Origin of the sequence: Microbacterium sp. AB, assembly GCF_032878875.1 — a bacterium.
Classification (GTDB): Bacteria; Actinomycetota; Actinomycetes; order Actinomycetales; family Microbacteriaceae; genus Microbacterium; species Microbacterium betulae.
This window is the reverse complement of record NZ_CP118157.1, coordinates 702289-722088: the sequence shown is the minus strand read 5'-3', so window position 1 is coordinate 722088 and position 19800 is coordinate 702289. Positions and strand designations below refer to the sequence as shown.

Sequence of the window (19800 nt, the reverse complement as noted above, 5' to 3'; positions counted from 1 at the left end):
TGCCGGACGCGCGATCGGTGCGTCCCCGTCGCTCCGCGGAGCTCCTCGATGAACCCAGCAGAGACCGCCCTCCCCCTGTCCGCGCCCGCCGGAGGACCGGACGGGCCGCCCGGAGGAAGAGCGCACGCGAAGGCGATCCTGCTCGGCGAGCACGCCGTGGTCTACGGCGCCCCGGCGATCGCCGTCCCGGTCCGCTCGCTCGAGGCGACGGCGGCCCTGGTGCCGTCCACCGGCTCGAAGATCCGCTCCGCGCTGTACACGGGCCCCGCCGCCGACGCGCCGCCGAGCCTCGCTCCCGTGCTCGCCGCGTGGCACGCGGCCGCCGAACGCTGCGGGACCGCCGGATGGGCCTCGACGCTCACGGTGCGCAGCGACATCCCTGGGGGGCGCGGCCTCGGGTCCAGCGCCGCGGTCGCCGCCGCCGTGGCCTCCGCTGTGGCGGCCCAAGCGCGCATCGTCCTCTCGGACGAGGAGCGCCACGCGCTGATCCAGCGGGCCGAGACGGTCGCCCACGGCAGGCCCAGCGGCATCGACGCGCGCGCCGTCGTCGCGACGTCCCCGTTCCGGTTCCAGCGCGGAGCTGCCGACCCGATCGACGTGGGGGCTCCCCTCGCCTTCGTCATCGCCGACACGGGGACGGCCGGATCGACCGCCGACGCCGTCGCCTCGGTGCGCGCCCTGCGCGACAGCCACCCGCGCACGGTCGACACGGCCGTGGAGCGGATGGCGGAGCTCGCCGACGAGGCGGCCATCGCGATCGCCGAGGCCGATCCCGACGCGCTCGGCGCGAGGATGAGCGCGGCGCACGAGATCCTCGCCCTCCTCGGCGTCAGCAGTCCCGGTCTCGACTCCCTCACCCGGGCCGCGCACGCGGCGGGATCGCCCGGCGCGAAGCTGACAGGGGGCGGACGGGGAGGATGCGTCATCGCGCTCTCGCTCTCGCCGGACACGGCCGGGCTCGAGCGCGCGCTCCGCTCCGCCGGCGCCGTCCGCACGTGGACGACGACCCTGGCGGCGACCGCGTGAGCGCCGCCACCGCCCGCGCCCATCCGAACATCGCGCTCGTCAAGTACTGGGGCAAGCGCGACGAGGAGCTCGTGCTGCCGGCCGCGGGAAGCCTCTCGCTCACGCTCGACGCGTTCCCCACCACCACCACGGTGCGCCTCGACCCCGCGGCGCGCGAGGACTCCTTCGAGCTGAACGGCGACCCGGCCGCGCCCGCGCAGACGGCGCGCGTCGGCCGCTTCCTCGATCACGTGCGGCTCCGCGCGGGATCGGCGGTCAGCGCGCGGGTGAGCTCGGTCAACGAGGCCCCGACGGGCGCGGGGCTCGCCTCGTCCGCCGCGGGCTTCGCCGCCCTCGCGACCGCCGCCGCGTCCGCGTACGGGCTCCCCCTCGACTCCGCCGGCCTCAGCCGCCTCGCACGGCGCGGATCCGGATCCGCCGCGCGCTCGATCGTCCCGGGCCTCGCCGTCTGGCACGCGGGCGACGATGAGACCTCCTTCGCCGAGCCGATCGCCGGGCCCGCGATGCGGATGGTGATCGTCACGGTCGACCGGTCGCAGAAGCCGGTCTCGAGCCGCGAGGCGATGCGGCGGACCGCCCTCACCTCGCCCTTCCACGGGGCCTGGGCCGTCTCGGCCGAGAGCAGCCTGCGGGCGATGACGGCGGCGTGCCGCGCGGGGGACTTCACCCGCGTCGGGCGCATCGCGGAGTCGAACGCGCTGCGGATGCACGCCGTCATCCAGTCGGCCGATCCGCCCATCCGCTACCTCACGGCGCGCGGCACCGCGGTCTTCGACGAGGTCGAGGCGCTGCGCCGCGAGGGGCTCGAGGCCTACGCGACGGCGGACGCGGGTCCCAACGTCGTCGCGATCGTGCGCCCGGACGACGCCGACGACGTCGCGGCGCGCCTCGCCGGCCTCGGCGCCGTGCAGGTCGTCGGGCCGGGCCCCGGCGCGCGGCTGGTGTCGCAGGAGGAGGACGCATGATCGAGAGCCGCGCCCCGGGCAAGCTGTTCGTGGCGGGCGAGTACGCCGTCGTCGACCCCGGGCGGCCCGCCGTGCTCATCGCCGTCGACCGGTACGTCACGGTGCGGCTCGAGGAGGGCGCGGACGTCGGGCGGGTGCACTCGAAGGAGTACGGCTGGCTCCCCCTCGTGTGGACCCGCGACCGCGACGCCGTGAGCCTCGTCATCGAGCACCAGCCGTACGACTACGTGATGGCCGCCATCTCGGCCGTCGAACGGCTGCGCGACGACCTCGGCCTCGCGCCGCGCTACTTCGACCTGCACATCGAGAGCGAGCTCGACGACGCCCGCGGGCGCAAGTTCGGGCTCGGCTCGTCGGCCGCCGTGACGGTCGCCGTCATCACCGCTCTCGACGAGTTCTACCGGCTCTCGCTCACCCGCGCCGAGCGGTTCAAGCTCGCGCTCCTGGCGACGATCCAGGTGGCGCCGACCGCGTCGGGAGGGGACGTCGCGGCGTCCGTCTTCGGCGGATGGATCCGCTACACCGCACCGGACCGCACCGCGCTCGGCGCCGTGCTCGACGCGCACGGCGCCGCCGAGACCCTGCGGTCCGACGCGTGGGAGCACTGCTCGGTGACCCGCCTGCCCCCGCCGGGCTCCGTCCGGCTGCTCGTGGGATGGACCGGGTCGCCGGCGTCCACGGAGCGCCTCGTCGACGGAGTGCGCCGCCCGCGGGCGGCCGCGGACCGTCCGTACGACGCGTTCGCCGACGACAGCCGGGCGTGCGTCGACGACCTCGTGCAGGCGCTCGCCGACGACGACGCACCCCGCGCCCTCGACGTCGTGCGCCGGGCGCGCCGCGTTCTGCAGCGTCTCGGCGCATCCACGGGCATCTCGATCGAGACCGCCGAGCTGCGCACGCTGTGCGACGTGGCCGAACGTCACGGCGCCGCGGGGAAGCCGTCGGGAGCGGGCGGCGGCGACTGCGGCATCGTCCTCGCCGACGCGTCGTCCGCCGTCGGCGGGCTGCTCGCCGCGTGGGAGACGCACGACATCCGCCGGCTGAGCCTGTCGGTGCACCCTCCGGAGGGAGCGGCCGATGGCATCTGACGGGACGGCCGCCGCGAGCGCATCGCGCAAGGACGACCACGTGCGTCTCGCCGCCGCGCAGCGGCGGGAGCCCGCGACGCGGAACGACTTCGACGACGTCGAGCTCGTCCACCACGCGCTCGACGGGATCGACGCGTCGGAGGTCGATCTCCGCACCCGTGTCGCGCACTGGACCTGGCGGTCGCCGCTGTACCTCAACGGCATGACGGGCGGCACGCCGAAGACGACCGCCGTCAACCGGGAGCTCGCCGTCGCCGCGCGCGAGACCGGGATGCCCATGGGATCGGGGTCGATCGGCATCGCGCTCGACGACCCCGACGCCGCAGCGGGCTTCCGGGTCATCCGGGAGGAGAACCCCGCGGGGCTCGTGTTCGCGAACATCGGCGTCGGGCGCAGCGCCGACGAGGCCCGCCGCGCGGTGGACCTGCTCGAGGCCGACGCGCTCCAGGTACACCTCAACGCCGTGCAGGAGACGATCATGCCGGAGGGCTCGCGCGCCTTCTCGGGGTGGGCGGCGTCGCTCGAGGCGATCGTCGCGGCGTCCGAGGTCCCCGTCATCGTGAAGGAGGTCGGCTTCGGCCTCAGCAGGCGGACACTCGAGCGGCTGCGCGACATGGGCGTGCGGCTGGCGGACGTCAGCGGATCCGGCGGCACCGACTTCGCGCGGATCGAGAACGCACGCCGGTCCGCATCCGACTACGCCTTCCTCATCGGCCACGGCTCGTCCGCGGTCAGGAGCCTGCTCGACGCGCCCGAGGACGGGCCCACGCCGCTCGGATCCGGTGGCGTCCGCACCCCGCTCGACGCCGTCAGGGCGCTCGCGCTCGGAGCGCGGGCCGTGGGCGTGGCGGGAGCCTTCCTCGCGCCGGCCGTGTCGGGAGGGGCCGCAGAGGTCGTCGCCGTCGTCCGCACCTGGACGTCGCAGCTGCGGGACCTGCACGCGCTGTTCGGCGCGCCGACGCCGGAGGCGCTGCTCACGAAGGACGTGCTCGTGCACGGCGGCGTCCGCGAGTTCTGCGAGCTGCGGGGCATCGACGCCCGTGCCCTCGCGCGCCGTTCCGAGGATCAGCACCCGAGGGCCGGCGGGCAGCCGGCCGGCCCGGACGACAGGAGGACGACATGACCGATGCCGAGACCGTCACGGCGATCCCGACCCGCTGGGTGGGGCCCGTCCGGGTGAGCGGCGACGCCGTGCACGGCGAGATCGAGATTCCGCTCGCGACGTACGAGTCTCCGCTGTGGCCGTCCGTCGGGCGCGGGGCACGCGTGTCGCGCAGCGTTCCGGACGGCATCCGCATCACCGTGGCGGGCGAGAGCATGACGCGCTCCACGCTCTTCGTCGCAGCCGACGCGGCGCACGCCCACGCGGCGGTGTCCGCCATCCGGTCGCGACTTCCCGAGCTGCAGGCCGCCGTCTCTGCCCAGAGCCGCTACGCACGACTCGAGGGGATGCACGAGGAGGTCGTGGGGAACCTCCTCTTCACGCGCTTCTCGTTCGCCGTCGGCGATGCGTCCGGGCACAACATGGTGACGCAGGCCGCCGACACGATCATGGAGCTCGTGCTCTCCTGGGGCCTCGGACTGGAGTACGGCTCGATCTCGGGGAACTTCTGCTCCGACAAGAAGGCGACGGCCGTCAACGGGATCCTCGGGCGCGGCCGCAGCGTCGTCGCCGACATCCTCATCCCCCACGAGGTCGTGCGGAAGACGCTGCGCACGGACGCTGCGAGCATGGCCGACCTCGTCGTGCGGAAGAACCTCGTCGGCAGCACGATCGCCGGGGCCATCCGGTCGGCGAACGCGCACTACGCGAACATGCTCCTGGCGTTCTACCTCGCCACGGGGCAGGACGCCGCCAACATCGTCGAGGGCTCCCAGGGCATCACCTACGCCGAGGCTCGCGAGGAGGGGCTGTACTTCTCGTGCAGCATCCCGCACCTCATCGTCGGAACGGTGGGGAACGGCAAGCACCTCGCGCACGTCGACGAGGCGCTCGACCGGCTCGGATGCCGCGAGGAACGCGATCCCGGGGCGAACGCCCGCCGGCTCGCGGGGCTCATCGCCGCCGCAGTGCTCTGCGGCGAGCTGTCGCTGCTGGCCGCCCAGACGAACCCGGGCGAGCTCATGACGGCCCACCGCGCCCTCGAGCGGAAGGAGCGCGGCGCGTGACGACGATCGGCATCGACGACATGGCGCTCGCGACCGCGCATCACGTCGTCGACCTCGCCGACCTCGCGGCCGCCGCGGGCGTGGACCCCGCGAAGTACCGTGTCGGGCTCGGGCAGGACCGCTTCGCGTTCCCGGCGCCCGACGAGGACGTCGTGACGATGGGCGCGGCCGCCGCGCTGCCGATCGTCGAGCGGCACGGCGCCGCGGGCATCCGCACCCTGCTCTTCGCGACCGAGTCGGGCGTCGACCAGTCGAAGTCGGCGGGGCTCTTCGTGCACGGCCTGCTGGGGCTGCCGCCGCAGATGCGCGTGGTCGAGCTCAAGCAGGCCTGCTACGGCGGCACGGCGGCGCTGCAGGCCGCGATCGGGATCGTCTCGCGGAACCCGTCCGAGCGCGTGCTCGTCGTCGCCTCCGACGTGGCGCGGTACGAGCTCGACTCCCCCGGCGAGCCCACGCAGGGCGCCGGCGCCGTCGCGATGCTGGTGGCGGCCGATCCGCGGCTCGTCGAGATCGAGCCCGTCTCCGGCCTCAGCTCGGCGCATGTCGACGACTTCTGGCGTCCGAACGACTCGTCGACCGCCGTCGTCGACGGGGCGCTGTCGATGAGCGCGTACCTGTCGGCGCTCACCTCGGCGTGGGACGACTTCGCCGCGCACGGCGGCGCGGGCATCGACGAGATCGACCGGTTCGCGTTCCACCAGCCCTTCACGAAGATGGCGCGCAAGGCGCTGCGCCGGCTCGCGACGCACACGGGCGCCGCGCTCGACGACGTGCTGCAGGAGGCGACATTCGCCTACAACCGCGAGCTCGGGAACACCTACGCGGCCTCGCTCTACGCCGGGATCGCCGCCCTGCTCGACGGCGACGACGACCTCGCCGACCGCCGCATCGGGCTCTTCAGCTACGGCTCGGGCGCCGTCGGCGAGCTCTTCACGGGCGTCGTCCGGCCCGGATACGACCGGGTGCTCCGCCCCGGCGCGGTGCCGGACGCCCTCGCGGCACGAGTGCCCCTGGGGCTGGCGGAGTACCGCGCGCTGCACGCCGTCCAGCACCCGAGCGACGTCGATCTGACGACCCCGAGCGTGACGAAGGCCCCCTTCCGATTCGCCGGGCTCCGCGGCAGGGCGAGACAGTACGAGCGCACGGCCTGACGGCCTCGCACGATCCGTCTGTGGGCGGAAAACGCCGTTTACCCGGACGGGAAAGCGACGTTTTCCGCCCACAGACAAGCCGAAGACGAAGGAGAACGATGAGCACGCACATCCGTTGGAACGGCGGCGTCCAGGAGGAGGCCACGGACGTCCTGCGTCGCGGCGGCGAGATGGTCGTGAGCCCCACCAAGGTCGGCTACGTCGTGATGGCGTCCGACCGCGAGGGCCTCGAGCGGAAGTTCGCGGCGAAGAACAGGGCGCGCACGAAGCCCGCCGTCGTCCTGTGCGGCTCGCTCGACGAGCTGCGCGAGCTGGCCGAGCTGAACGACGAGATCGAGGCGTTCTACGAGCGTCACTGGGACGACGACATCCTGCTCGGATGCATCCTGCCGTGGTCGGAGCGCGGAAGGTCCCTGCTCTCCGCCGACGCCGCCGAGCTCGCCACGGACGGGCGCGGGACGAGCTGCTTCGTCGTGCGCTTCGGCACACCGGGCGAGCTGATCGCGCGGGACCTGTGGGAGAAGGACCGCACGATCGTCTTCGCGAGCTCCGCGAACCCCTCGGGGCGCGGGAACCGCGGCCTCGTCGAGGGCATCGGCGACGCGATCGACGACGCGGCCGACCTCGTGATCGAGGCGGACGACTACGTGCGCGGAATCCAACCGGAGGCCTCGCTCGAGACACGCTACGAGCAGGGCGTCATGGTGTCGTTCGTCGACGACGAGGGCCGCCTCGTCCCCGAGCAGCACGGCGAGAGATCCGTCTCCCCCGCGCCCACGGTCATCCGGGGCGGCCTCGACGTCGACCGGATCCTCGCGCGCCTCGCCCGGTCGTTCCCGAGCTGGGACTACCGCCACGGCGAGTACTACTGAGGCGCCCGGGCACGAACCGCGCGTTCATATCGCGATAAGTGCGCTTCGCGGGTGAGCGAAAGAGCACTTATCGCGATATGAACGAGGCTCGCGTCCTCACCAGCTCGCCACCGGCAGGGAGTCGGCGAGGTCCTCCCACGCGGCGTGCGCCTCGGCGCCCACGATCCCGAGCTGCGTGAACATCGCCACCGTCCTGCCGTGGGCGTCGTAGAGCTCGATCGCGGACGTCTGCCCGTGCGGACCGTGCGAGCGGACGAGGACGCTCTCGTGCACGAGAGCCAGATCGACATCGATCGTGCACTGGCCCAGCACGGTGCCGAGGCGGCCCTCGTCCGACGAGGAGACGAGTTGCACGACCCCGTCTGCGAGCTGGACCACGCCACCGGAGAACACCGCGGCGGACACGGGCAGCTGCGTCGCGCAGAGATGATCGAGCACGATCGGCAGCACGCCCAGCTCGACCGAGCGCACCTCGCCCTCGTAGAGGTCCACCAGGCGCTGCCGCCGCATCACCCCGCCGTCCGCGAGGATCCCGTCGAGCTGCGCGAGCTGATCCGCCTCGTGCCACGGCGTGCGGACGGGAGGGAGCGCGTCCCGCGGCGCCTCCGCACCCAGCTTTCCCTCCGGGCGCGCGAGGCCGTCGAACACGAGCGTGTCGGTCGGCGAGAGCGCCCGGACGCGATGCACGACGTCGTCGCGACGATCGACGAACTGCAGCATCCGCTCCCCGCGTCCGCGGTCGACGACGCCCGCCCGCAGGCGCTCGGGGTCGACGCGCAGGGCGATGCGGCCGTGGGGCGCGACGAGCGCCTGCCCCGGCTCGGTCGGCGTCGCGAAACGTCCCGTCTGCGCCATCACGGCGGCGTAGCCTCCCGTCACGGCGAGCGCGTACTCCAGGAGGGGCAGGGCGGGGAGCACGTCGGACGCGGCGAGGCCGTGCTCAGGGCGGCGCCCGCACGGACAGCGCCGATCCCTCGCGTCGCCGTGGTGCCCGCACCGTCCGCCGTCGACCATCAGTACACGTCCCTCACGTATCGCTTCTCGCGCTTCAGCTGCGCGAGATACTCGGCAGCGCCGTCCGCGTCGACGCCTCCCTGCTGTGCGACGACGTCGAGCAGGGCGCGCTCGACGTCCTTCGCCATCCGCGAGGCGTCACCGCAGACGTAGAAGGACGCCCCTTCCTCGAGCCAGGCGTACAGCTCTGCGGCGCGCTCGCGCATGAGGGTCTGGACGTAAACCTTCTCCGCCTGATCGCGCGAGAATGCCAGGTCGAGGCGTGTCAGGACGCCGCGGTCGGCCAGCTCCTGCAGCTCCTCCTCGTAGACGAAGTCGGTGGCGCGGTGCTGATCGCCGAAGAAGAGCCAGTTCCCGCCCGTCGCGCCGCTCTCCGCGCGTTCGTGCAGGAAGCCGCGGAACGGCGCGATGCCCGTTCCCGGGCCGACCATGACGATCGGCGTCTCGCCGTCGTCGGGGACGCTGAAGGCGGCGTTCGGCTGGGGGTAGATGCCGACGAGGTCGTCGTCGGAGAGCCGATCGGCCAGGAACGTCGAGCAGACCCCTTCGCGCACGCGGTCGTCGCCGTGCCGGACCGAGGCGACCGTCAGGTGGATGCGGTCGGGGCTCTGCAGGGGGCTCGACGAGATCGAGTACTGGCGCGCCTGCAGCGGGCGCAGGAGACCCGCGAGCTCCACGGGGTCGAACCGCACGCCGGGGCTCGCCTCGAGCAGGTCGAGCAGGTCGCGCCCCCACAGCCAGGAGTCCATCGCCTCACGGTCGTCGCGCCGCACCATCTCGGCGAGCTCGCTCTCCGGGTCGCGCTCGGCGATGGCGGCGATGAGGTCCTTCGAGGGCGTGCGGATCTCCCAGTCCTCGCGCATGCGCTGCTCGAGCGTCGCGCCGTCGGCGTCGTCGCCGGCACGCAGGCCCAGCCTGTCGAGGATCCTCCGCGCGAGCGCGGGATCGTTCAGGGGGACGACGGCGAGCGCGTCTCCCGCCGCGTACTCGATTCCGCTGTCTCCGAGCTCGAGCTCGTAGTGGCGGATCTCCTTGGCGCTCCCCAGCCTCGACAGCACGCGGTTGACGGCCAGGCGTGATCCGTAGGGGGTGCGGCGGTTCCACGGCAAGCGCGCCCGGGCCGGAGCGACAGGCGCGGGCACGGAGGCGGGGGCAGCCGCGCCCTCGGGGGCCTCCGCCGCGAGGATGGCCGCGACGTCGGCCGACCACGCGAGCGCCGTCTCCTCGAAGTCGACGTCGCAGTCCGCCCTCGGCGCGACACGGACGGCGCCGAGCTGCTCGAGACGCAGATCGATGAGCTTCCCCGCCTGGCAGAAGTCGTCGTATCCGCTGTCGCCGAGGGCCAGGACGGCGTAGCGCAGGCCCTCCAGACGGGGCGCGTCCTCCGCGCTGAGCGCCTCCCAGAAGAGCTCGGCGTCGTCCGGCATCTCGCCTTCGCCGTACGTGGACGTCACGACGACGACATGCGTCGCCTTCGCGAGCTGCTCGACCCCGACGGCGTCGAGCTCGGCGAGGTTCGCACCGAGCCCGCTCGTGCGAAGCGACGCCGAGAGCTGCTCGGCGAGGAAGGCGGCGTTGCCCGTCTGCGTCCCGTAGAGGACCTCGACGGTGAGCGTCGCGACGGGCGCCTCCGGCTCGTCGGCTCGGCGCATCTGCAGTCCGGCGAAGAAGCCGTCGAGCCACGCCTGCTGCTGCAGCGTGAACGGCGCGTCGGAGGGGATGAGGACGTTCATGCGAGCGCTCCGTGGGTGCTCGGGAGATCCTGCGCGCCCTGCCAGGAACGCGCGAGGTCGTCGAGGGAGGCCGTCGCGATGATCTCGTCGAAGCGCGACGGGTCCGTTCGCCCGGCGTTCTTGCGGTCCTGGTGCAGGATCCACCCGTACGTCGCCGGCGCGTCGCTGCCGCGCACGTTGCGCAGCGCGAGCGACCGCTTGTAGTCGTCGAGGCGCTTGGCCGCGATGAGGGCGGCGAGCTCCGCGTCGTCGAACCGCTCGAGGGCGTCGCGCAGGTAGCGGACCACCTTCTGCATGACGAAGAAGTCCTCCGTGAGGATGATCCTGCGCACCGCGTCGTCGACGCGGGGGTCGTCGGGGCCCAGGGCGCCGGGCACGCGCTCACGCGCGATCTCCTTCGCCACGCTGAGGATCGTGAACGAGCTGAGCAGCGCGAACATGTCGGACGCCCCCTGGTCGCCCGCGAGCGGAGCGCGGCCGCCGACGACCATCCGGTGGTCGCGGTAGTCGAGCTTGAACGCACGCAGGCGGTCGGTCGCGACGGACGTCGCCAGCTCGTCGAGCAGCTCCCTCCGCGATGCGGCCGCGAGGATCTGGTCCGCGTCCTGGTACAGCAGGAGGGCCCGAGGCATCCCGCAGAACATCCTCAGACGCGTCGTCTCCCAGTCGTCGAGGAGGCGGGAGGCGAGGTCTGACCCCGTCGCGTCGAGGTGCCAGCGCAGCAGCAGGAGCACGGCCTCCTCGTGGAAGGCAGCCTCCTCGCTCTCGGCGATGGGGAAGACGAGCAGCGAGTCGGCGCTGACCTTCCCCGACAGCCCGCCGTCGGGGTCGTACTGGTACAGGAACCCACCGCTCATGCCGTTGCCGAGTCCCTTGCCGAAACCGCCGAGGTTCAGCACGGCGCCGTTCGTCATGTACTCGCAGCCGAACTCGCCGATGCCCTCGACGACGGCCGTGGCGCCGGAGTTGCGGACTGCGAACCGGTCTCCCGCCTCGCCCTCGACGAACGTCCGTCCGCCCGTCGCGCCGAAGAGCGCGAAGTTCCCGATGAGGACGTTGCCGCCGCGCTCCGCCGACCCTCCGCCGGGAGTGCGGACGACGATGCGTCCTCCGGACTGGCTCTTGCCCACCCCGTCGTTCGCGGTGCCCGTGTGCACGAGGTCGATACCGTCGTTGCAGAACGCGCCCAGCGATTGTCCGGCCGACCCGCGCGTCTCGACGCGCACGGCGCCGTCGGCGAGCCGTGCGCGCCCGCGGTCGTCGCGGATCGTCGACGGGAGCGCGTCGACGGCCTCGCGCCGCAGCTCGTGGTTGAGCATCCGCTCGACGTCGATGGACAGCTGGCCGCCGACGGACTTGTTCCGGTTGCGGAGGGCGACGCCGTCGATCCGCACCGAGGGCTCGGCGCGATCGACGAGCGCCTCGCGCACGCGGGCGGCGAGCGCGTCGTCGACCGAGAAGTCCTTCTCGAGGTAGACCGGGTCCTCGACGACCTTCTCCGGCACGCGCGTGAGCATGGCGCGCACGTCGAGCCGCCCGACGCTCGCGGGGTGCTCGAGCAGCTGGAGGAGGTCGCTCCTCCCCCGCGCCTCCCGCAGAGAACGGAGGCCGAGGCGCGCGAGGATCTCGCGCACGTCGTGGGCGATGTTGAGGAGGTACTGCGCGAGCGCGCGGGGATCGCCGTCGAACACCTCGGGGTTCGTCGTCAGACCGGCCGGGCACTTGAGGTTGCAGTTCTTGGCCATGACGCACTTGAGCATCATGAGCGCCGTCGTGCCGAACTCGAAGCTGTCCCCGCCCAGCAGCGCCGACACGACGACGTCGCGGCCGGTCTGATGGGCTCCGGAGCAGCGGAGGACGACCTTCTGCCGCAGGCCGTTGGCGAGCAGCGCCTGGTGCACCTCGGCCACGCCGATCTCGGCGGAGCGGCCGGCATACTTCAGGCTCGTGACGGCCGCGGCGCCCGTTCCTCCCGTGTTGCCCGCGACGTTGATGACGTCGGCGCCGGCCTTCGCGACGCCCACGGCGATCGTGCCGATGCCCTCCGACGACACGAGCTTGACGATCACGCGCACGCGCGCCGCCTTGCAGTCATGGATGAGCTGCGCGAGGTCCTCGATCGAGTACGTGTCGTGGTGCGGCGGCGGCGAGACGAGCTCGACGCCGGGCGTCCCGCCGCGCGCGGCGGCGATGTCGACCGTGACCTTCGGCGCCGGCAGCTGACCGCCCTCGCCGGGCTTGGCGCCCTGGCCGATCTTGATCTCGATCTCCTGCAGCTGCGGATCGGCGAGGTATCCGGCCCAGATGCCGAAACGCCCCGAGGCGAACTGCTTGATGCGCGACCCGCGGATGGTGCCGTAGCGGGAGAAGTGCTCGCCGCCCTCACCGCTGTTCGACATCCCGCCGACCATGTTCGTCCCGTGCGCGACGGCCTCGTGCGCGGTCGCGACGAGCGCGCCGTGGCTCATGGCGCCGGAGGCGAGCGAGCGCGTGATCTCGTGCGCGGGCTGGACGTCGTCGAGCGGGATGGATCCGGGCGCCTCCTGGAACAGCTCCAGCAGCCGCCGCGCGCTCCCCTCCGCCGAGAGGGTCACGGCGTCCTCGTCCACGCGCACGCGGGAGACCTCTCCCGGATGCGCGTCCCGCAGCCAGACGGCGAGCTCCCCGTGCCGTGCGAGGTCGCCGCGCGCGAGCCTGAGGACGAACCCGCCGTCCTCGCCCGTCACGGCCATCCCCCGCACCTGGATGGAGAGGTTGCCGTCGATCGAGAACCGGCCGAGCTCACGCGCGAAGTCGTCCGCCGTGCGGAGCCCCGTGACGTCGGCCGGCAGCGCGAGCACGTCGCGCAGGGCGGACGGGCGCCGCGCGCGCTCGGTCTCGGTCGTGGAGACGAAGTCGCGGTAGCCCGGCGTCACGTGGAAGTCGTCGATGCGCTCGGGCGGCAGCTGCGCGTATCCGGCGTTCGCGTATGCGGCGTCGTCCAGCCCGAACGCGTCGCCGAGCTGGCCGAGCGTCAGCAGGCGCAGGCCGTCGTCGGCGTCGGACCCCGAGCCGAGCGCGACCGGCTCCTCCGTCATCCCCGCGAACCCGCGGACGGCCGTCGTGCCGAACGAGTGACCGGCTCCCTCCGACCGCTCCTTGAAGAGGCCGATGAGGGGGATCTGGCCCTCCGCGGCGACCGAGCGCGCACGCTCGTGCCACTCCGCCGCGGCCTGGGCGATGCGGCGGAAGCCGACCCCGCCCACGGGCGCCGCCATATGCGGGAAGCAGCGGGCGAGCACGGGGTCGCGCGTGTCGAGGTAGTTGGGCTCGAAGAACTCCCCTCCGATGTAGCTCTCGACGGTGCACAGGCCGACGCGGCCCATGGTCTTGCCGAGGGACTTCAGCGCCGCCTTCCGGAAGCGCGCGAACGCCTGGTCCGTGTCGGTCTCGATCCCCGCGGGGCCCGCGGGGCTCGGGTACTTCTCCTCTGCGCGCAGGCGTGCGCTCAGGCTGTAGACGGCGCTCGCGCCGAAGCCGAGCGCGGCGGCGATGTGGTGGGAGCTCGGCAGCTGCCCGCTCTCGACGACGAGCGAGGCTTTGAGGCGCAGGCCCGTCGCGATGAGGCGCTGGTTCACCGCCGCGACGGCGAGGAGGAGCGGCACCGGTGCACGGCGGGAGTCGGTCTCGCGGTCGCTGAGCAGGGCGATGCCGCCGCGCTCGCGCGCGAACCGCTCGACGCCATCGCACAGCACGTCGAGCGCCGCCACGAGGGCGTCGGCGTTACGTTCGCCGTCATGCGCGTCGGCGTCGTACAGGAGGGCGAAGCGCTCCAGTGGGGTGACGTCCTGCTCGCGGAGGCGCACCATGTCGAGGTGGCTCAGGATGGGGGACGGCACGACGATCTGCCGCGTGCGGCGCCCCTGCCCCTCGGGCTTCGCGCCGAGCGCGACGCGGAAGCTCATGCCGTCGGCCTCGCGGATGCTGTCGAGCGGCGGGTTGGTGACCTGCGCGAAGCGCTGCGAGAAGTACTTCGCCATCCCGCCCTCCTGGTCGGAGAGCGCGTTGATGGCGTTGCCGTAGCCCATCGCCGAGATGCGCTCGGCGCCCGTGGCGAGCATGGGGTCCATCATGAACCGGAAGCTCTCCTGGTTGAGCGAGTAGGCGACGTAGCGGCCCGCCTGGGAGAGGTCGCCCGTGTATCCGAGGGTGTCGTCGCCGCGTTCGATGCCCGTCACGGGGATGGCGGAGATCTCCACGCGCGCCTCCGCGAGCAGCGCGCCGTAGTCGCGACGCTCGCTCAGCATCTCGAGCGCCTCGCGCGTGCGGTGGCTGCGCCCTGTGCGGTGGTCGAGGTAGAGCATGCCGCCCGCCTCGATGCGGCCTCGCGCGATGACGGTCTCGTCAGGGACCTCGAGCTGGCCGGCCTCCGACGACACCATGAGGTAGTCGTCCGTCTCGACCGTGCGGAGGGGGCGGAGGCCCAGGCGGTCGAGACGCGCGCCCACGACGTCGCCGTCGCTGAAGACGACGGCAGCGGGCCCGTCGTTCTTCTCCTCGTAGAGCGAGAAGTACTCGAGCATGTCGCGCACGGGCTGCGACAGCGTGACATCGTTCTCCCACGCGGGAGGCATGAGCGCCACGACGGCCTCCACGAGGTCGAGCCCGTCGTCGAACACCCGGCTCTGGAGCGTCTGGTCGAGGCGGCTGGAGTCCGACTGACCCGGCGGGCGCACGATGCTGCGGGAGCGAGCCCGGGCGAGGGCCTCGTCGGAGAGGCGGTTCTTGCGGTCGGTGTTGAGCTCGCCGTTGTGCGCCATGAGGCGGAACGGCTGCGCCATGCTCGGATGCGGCTCGGTGTTCGTGGAGAAACGCGTGTGGAAGTACAGCGTGCGCACGGAGTGGCGCTCGTCGAGGAGGTCGGTGAAGAACGGGATGACCTCGCCCGAGTTGAGACGCCCCTTCAGCACCTGCGTACGCGTGCTGAGGGACAGCGGGTAGAGGCCCTTCAACTCGGGACGCCCGTACGCCTCGCGCTCGATGCGGAGGAGCGCCGCGTTCGCGGCGCGGTCGGCGTCCGCGCGGGTCGCCCCCTCCCGCGCCTGGAAGACCCACTGCAGGATGGGGAGCTGGTAGCGGCGCGCGGCCGGACGCGTCACCGAGTGGTCGACGGGCACCTCGCGCACGAGCACGATCTGGAGGCCCTCGGCGTCGAGCGCCTCCGTCACGACATCCCGAGCCGCCTGCTCCTGGGCGTCGTCGTCCGGCAGGAAGAAGTTCCCCACGCCGAAGAGCCCGGCCTCGAGCTCGCGCCCCGTGATGCCGCGGAAGAACTCCGTCGAGAGGTCGATGCTCACACCCGCGCCGTCGCCCACGCCCTCCGACGACATCCCGCCGCGGTGAGGGATGGCGCACAGCGCGGCGTCGCCGCGGAGGATGACGTCGCGCGAGGGCACGCCGTCCTTGCGGGTGATGAAGCCCACGCCGCAGTCGCTGTGCTCTGCAGAGGGGTCGTAGAGACCGAAGGGGAAGTCGTTCACGAGGAGTCCTGAGGGGTCCGCGCGAGCGCCGTTGCACGCGGTGTGGTGGCACGCCGGTCGTTGCCGCTTGTGGCGGACGACGGCACCTCGACTCGGGCATGAAGAAGTGAGGCCAGGCTAACCTAAAGCACAGGGGGCCACTTCGCCAAGACCCGGTCGGGATCTCTCCCGCACGGGCCCCGCATCCCGGATCCCGATGCGGATCGCCTGCGCGATGAGAGAATGGCGCTGAAGCCCGCGGGTCGGGCTCCCGCACCCGGCGACGGCAGGAGCGTCCCGATGACGACACCCTTCAGCCGCACGGGCGGCTCCGTCGCCGACGACGTCGCCCGGCATCTCGAGAGGCTCATCCTCGGCGGCGTCTACCCGCCCGGAGCGCGCCTCCCCGCCGAACGGCAGCTCGCCTCCGAGATGGCGGTGTCGAGGACCGCCGTCCGCGACGCTCTCGCGCGACTGGAGGAGGCGCGGATGATCGTGCGGCGCCAGGGCAGCGGAACACGCGTCGCGGAGGAGCTCTCCCTCACCGCCGCCCTCGCCTCCGCGCTCGCGGTGCACGATGACGAGGCCGACCACTCGGCGGAGCTGCGCTCCGTGACGGAACCGGGGGTCGCCCGCCTCGCCGCAGAGCGCATCACCGCGGCACAGCTCGCACGGCTCGACGACATCGTCCGATCCTCCGAGGAGGAGCCGGACGCCGACCGATCGGTCCAGCTCGACATCGCGTTCCACGTCGGGGTCGCCGAGGCCACGGGCAATCCGCTGCTCCTGACGCTCAGCGAGCTCACCGTCTCCTGGACCGTCGAGGAACGCGTCCACTCCCATCTGGAGGGCGAAGGCCGCCGGCTCTCGCGCGAGGGCCATGAGCGCATCCTCGCCGCGCTGGCGCGGGGCGATGCCGCTCGGGCGGGTGAGGAGATGGAGCTCCACCTCCGCGAGATCGGAGAGGTGATACGCCGCGTCCGCGACGCGCGCTGACGGCGACTGGCGGGCCTGCCTCGCCGAGGAGGCCTCCGCCGGGGAGATATGTGAGCGGGCGGTAAGGATGTTGTTTCCGGGACGTGAAACGTGCTGTTCCGCTGTGGAACGACCACGGCGATCCGCCTAGCCTCGCCTATTGGTATGACCAATACGCGGCCCGGAGGAACCCCATGACCCGCATGCCCTCGACCGCCCCCGCGCATCCCGCGCCGCGACGGCGTCTGCTGCCGAGACGGCGGGCCTCGCCGGGTCCGGTCGCCATCACGACGCTCTTCTCGCTCGGGTGGGTGTTCATGTACGCCGACCGGAACATCCTCTCGCCCGTCATGGGCGTGATCGGCGAGGAGTGGGGGCTCACGCAGGCCGAGCTCGGGCTCCTCTCGACGGTGTTCTTCGCGACGTACGCGTTCATGCAGATCCCCACGGGGTACCTCGCCGACCGCCTCGGACGCGTGCGCATGGTCGTCGTCGGCTACATCGCCTTCGGGATCGGGACCGTCCTGAGCGGCCTGGCACCCGGCTTCCTCGTGTTCCTCGCGATGCGCGCCTTCACGGGCCTCGGCGAGGGGACGTACTACAGCCCGGTCTACGGGATCTCCTCCAGCCGCATCTCGCCACGATGGCGCGGCGTGTCCGCGGCGATCATCAACAGCGGGATGGCCGTGGGCATCTCCCTCGGGTTCATCGGGTCGAGCTTCCTCACCTTCACGCTCGGATGGCACTGGGGCACGTTGTTCCTCGTGTTCGGCGGCGCGACGATCGTGGTGGCGGCGCTCATCCACTACTGGCTCTCGCCGATCGACGACGAGCACGCGGCGGAGCGCGACCGTCTCGCCGCGAGCGGCGTCGAGGCGCCGGCGGAGTCGAGCCGGGCGCTCTTCACGCGGAACCACGTGCTCACGTACGTGCTCATCTTCTGCTCGCTCTACGGCTTCTTCTCGATGCTCACGTGGCTGCCGTCCTACCTCCAGCAGGCTCGCGACGTCGCCGCGTCGGACACCGGCGTCATCTCCTCCCTCGTCCCCTGGGCATCGATCCCCGGCGCGATCCTCTTCAGCATGCTCGCGCGACGCCTGAAGGACACGCGCGCGCTCATCGTGACGATGGCGGTCCTCGGCGGGGCCTGCCAGATCCTCGTGCCGCTCACGGGCGACTACTCCCTCGTGCTCGTCGGCCTCGTCGTCTACGGCCTCGTGGGAAAGCTCGCGCTCGACCCCGTGCTCATCGCGTTCCTCGCCGACAACACGCCCCCGTCGATGTACTCGCGCGCCTACGGCTACTTCAACTTCGCCGGGATGGTGTCGTCGATCTTCGCGCCGTACGTCACCGGGGCGCTCGCTGATGCCACGGGCAGCCTCGAGGCGGGTTTCTACCTGTCGGCGGCGCTCCTGATCGCCGGAGCCGTGGCATTCTGCTTCACCCGGAAGGCGGGGCGCAGGGGGCACCGGAGCCGCAGAGAGGCTGACCCCATCGCGGCGCCTCGACGCGGGCGGTGAAGAAGTGAGGTCACGCCAAGAGCACGGGAGGCCACTTCGCCAAGACCCGGATCTCTCCTGCGGATCCCCGCGACGCCATGTCCGAACACCGGGGATCCCGCGAACGCCGGATGACAGATGCGGTTCCGCTCCGGCGCTCGCGGGATCCCCGGCTTTCTCCGACGTCTCGATGACGCCGCCGCTCAGCCGAGATCGCCTGCTGGAGGCCGGACGGCCTCGGCCGGAGGATCCTCGTGCCGGAACACGAAGCGGTCATAGCTCAGGTAGCGGAAGGCCGTCGCGAGCGCCTGCCCGATGAGCGTGCCCGAGACGTTGTCGGCCACGATCCCGTCGAGCCCCAGGACGTAGCGGGAGAACGCCAGGCTCCCCAGCTGCAGGCCGATCGCGATGAGGTTGCAGAGCGCGAAGGCCGCATAGCGCGAGAACCGGCGCGGCAGGTGCCGATCGGCGAAGGTCCAGTACCGGTTTCCCGCATACGTCACCAGGGAGGCGACGACGATCGCGACGATCTTCGCGAGAAGGGGAAACGCATGGAGCGGGCCGGCGCCGGCGCCCCAGAAGACGAGCAGATTGTACATGAACGCGTCCACGAGGAACGCCAGCCCGCCGATCGCGAGGAACGATCCGGCCTGTCCGGCCTTTCTCGCTGCTCGACTCGCATGCATGGGACTCCTCGGTGCGACGATGTGCGCAGCACCGTTGCCCTCGACGCTGCGTGCTAGCCTGGGTCGGCTTCGAGAGGGCCTGTACGGCGCCTCGCTCGCCAGATGAGATCTTAACGTCGCCGAAAGAGAAGCCATGACGTCGTCGCCCGTGATCGCCGCGATCGTGCCCTGCTACAACGAGGAGCTCGCCGTCGCGAAGGTGGTCGCAGATCTGCAGGCCGCCGTCCCCGGCATCCGCGTCTACGTGTACGACAACAACAGCACGGATCGAACCGCCGAACTCGCGCGGGCAGCTGGGGCTACGACACGACACGAAGCACGCAGAGGCAAGGGCAACGTCATCAGACGCGCCTTCGCCGACGTGGAGGCCGACATCTACGTGATGATCGACGGCGACGACACCTACGATGCATCCGCACTGCCGGAGATGATCCGCGTCCTGCAGGGAGGTCCGTACGATCATGTTCTCGGCGTGCGCGACCAGCGGACGCAGACGGCATATCGCCCAGGACACGAGTTGGGGAACCGCGGCTTCAACAAGCTCGTCGGCGGCGTCTTCGGCACCGAGGTGAGCGACATGCTCTCCGGTTACCGGGTCATGTCGAGGCGCTTCGTCAAGAGCTTTCCCGCGTCGTCACGCGAGTTCGAGATCGAGGCAGAGCTCACGGTGCACGTCATGAGCATCCGCGCGCCGCAGGCCGAGATGCACGTCGGCTTTCGCGACAGGCCGTCAGGCAGCGCGAGCAAGCTGCGCACCTATCACGACGGCTTCCGCATCCTCTCGCTCATCGGACAGCTCGTGCGGCACGAACGGCCGCTGCTCTTCTACGGCCTGATCGGCGCTCTTTCCGTTCTGGTGGGCGTTCTGTTCGGGTCGCCGCTCGTCGTCGAGTTCCTTCAGACGGGCCTCGTGCCACGAATACCGACCGCTGTCCTCGTCGTCGGCCTGGGCCTCATCGGCGCGCTCGCCTGGACCATCGGGCTCATCCTCGACGGCGTGCTGCGCGCACGGCGCGAACAGAGCCGTCTCAGCTACCTGCAGTACCCGGCGGTGCCCGGCCCCGACGATCGCTGAACGCCCGCCGATCTCGCTCAGATGCCGGAGCGCGCACGGTGCAGAGCCG

Annotated in this window: 14 protein-coding genes; 10 read left to right on the top strand and 4 right to left on the bottom strand. The window is 72.1% G+C overall.

Annotated elements, in window-relative coordinates; genetic code table 11:
* Window positions 1-48: 48 nt before the first annotated feature.
* The 7 genes from mvk to N8K70_RS03230 all read left to right on the top strand — a co-directional run bounded on the left by mvk (window position 49) and on the right by N8K70_RS03230 (window position 7271).
* The gene (gene mvk / locus N8K70_RS03260; protein WP_317140182.1) at window positions 49-1026 is read left to right on the top strand and encodes a mevalonate kinase; all 978 of its coding nucleotides are present in this window, start codon (window positions 49-51) and stop codon (window positions 1024-1026) included.
* Window positions 1023-1991, top strand: a complete 969-nt coding sequence (gene mvaD, locus N8K70_RS03255; protein ID WP_317140181.1) for a diphosphomevalonate decarboxylase — start codon at window positions 1023-1025, stop codon at window positions 1989-1991. Before mvk ends, mvaD begins: the two co-directional genes overlap by 4 nt.
* Complete coding sequence (locus tag N8K70_RS03250; RefSeq protein WP_317140180.1) at window positions 1988-3079, top strand: phosphomevalonate kinase; 1092 nt, start codon at window positions 1988-1990, stop codon at window positions 3077-3079. The genes mvaD and N8K70_RS03250 overlap by 4 nt, the downstream gene beginning before the upstream one ends.
* Window positions 3069-4202, top strand: a complete 1134-nt coding sequence (gene fni / locus N8K70_RS03245) for a type 2 isopentenyl-diphosphate Delta-isomerase (protein WP_317140179.1) — start codon at window positions 3069-3071, stop codon at window positions 4200-4202. Before N8K70_RS03250 ends, fni begins: the two co-directional genes overlap by 11 nt.
* Window positions 4199-5248: a hydroxymethylglutaryl-CoA reductase gene (locus tag N8K70_RS03240; RefSeq protein ID WP_317140178.1), complete on the top strand. Its 1050-nt coding sequence runs from the start codon at window positions 4199-4201 to the stop codon at window positions 5246-5248. Before fni ends, N8K70_RS03240 begins: the two co-directional genes overlap by 4 nt.
* On the top strand, window positions 5245-6399 hold the full coding sequence (locus N8K70_RS03235) for a hydroxymethylglutaryl-CoA synthase (RefSeq protein ID WP_317140177.1): 1155 nt from the start codon (window positions 5245-5247) through the stop codon (window positions 6397-6399). Before N8K70_RS03240 ends, N8K70_RS03235 begins: the two co-directional genes overlap by 4 nt.
* Before the next feature lie 98 nt (window positions 6400-6497).
* Window positions 6498-7271: an L-threonylcarbamoyladenylate synthase gene (locus tag N8K70_RS03230; RefSeq protein WP_394357802.1), complete on the top strand. Its 774-nt coding sequence runs from the start codon at window positions 6498-6500 to the stop codon at window positions 7269-7271.
* A 96-nt stretch (window positions 7272-7367) separates the two neighbouring features.
* Here N8K70_RS03230 and N8K70_RS03225 read toward each other — a convergent pair whose 3' ends face one another.
* The 3 genes from N8K70_RS03225 to N8K70_RS03215 all read right to left on the bottom strand — a co-directional run bounded on the left by N8K70_RS03225 (window position 7368) and on the right by N8K70_RS03215 (window position 15537).
* Complete coding sequence (locus N8K70_RS03225) at window positions 7368-8189, bottom strand: hypothetical protein (RefSeq protein WP_317140176.1); 822 nt, start codon at window positions 8187-8189, stop codon at window positions 7368-7370.
* A 95-nt stretch (window positions 8190-8284) separates the two neighbouring features.
* Window positions 8285-10018, bottom strand: coding sequence for a diflavin oxidoreductase (locus N8K70_RS03220; protein ID WP_317140175.1), 1734 nt, complete (start codon window positions 10016-10018; stop codon window positions 8285-8287).
* Entirely contained in the window at window positions 10015-15537 is a 5523-nt protein-coding gene (locus tag N8K70_RS03215) for a glutamate synthase-related protein (RefSeq protein WP_317140174.1), read from the bottom strand. Before N8K70_RS03215 ends, N8K70_RS03220 begins: the two co-directional genes overlap by 4 nt.
* A 279-nt stretch (window positions 15538-15816) precedes the next feature.
* Between N8K70_RS03215 and N8K70_RS03210 the strand changes: the two genes are divergently transcribed.
* Entirely contained in the window at window positions 15817-16512 is a 696-nt protein-coding gene (locus N8K70_RS03210; protein ID WP_317140173.1) for a FadR/GntR family transcriptional regulator, read from the top strand.
* A 173-nt stretch (window positions 16513-16685) separates the two neighbouring features.
* Window positions 16686-18011 (top strand): MFS transporter, encoded by a 1326-nt coding sequence (locus N8K70_RS03205; protein ID WP_317140172.1) that lies wholly within the window; start codon window positions 16686-16688, stop codon window positions 18009-18011.
* 182 nt (window positions 18012-18193) lie between these two features.
* On the opposite strand, the gene N8K70_RS03200 is transcribed toward N8K70_RS03205, so the two are convergent.
* Window positions 18194-18676, bottom strand: a complete 483-nt coding sequence (locus tag N8K70_RS03200) for a GtrA family protein (protein ID WP_317140171.1) — start codon at window positions 18674-18676, stop codon at window positions 18194-18196.
* A gap of 133 nt (window positions 18677-18809) precedes the next feature.
* Between N8K70_RS03200 and N8K70_RS03195 the strand changes: the two genes are divergently transcribed.
* Complete coding sequence (locus N8K70_RS03195) at window positions 18810-19751, top strand: glycosyltransferase (RefSeq protein ID WP_317140170.1); 942 nt, start codon at window positions 18810-18812, stop codon at window positions 19749-19751.
* The last annotated feature ends 49 nt before the right edge of the window (window positions 19752-19800 follow it).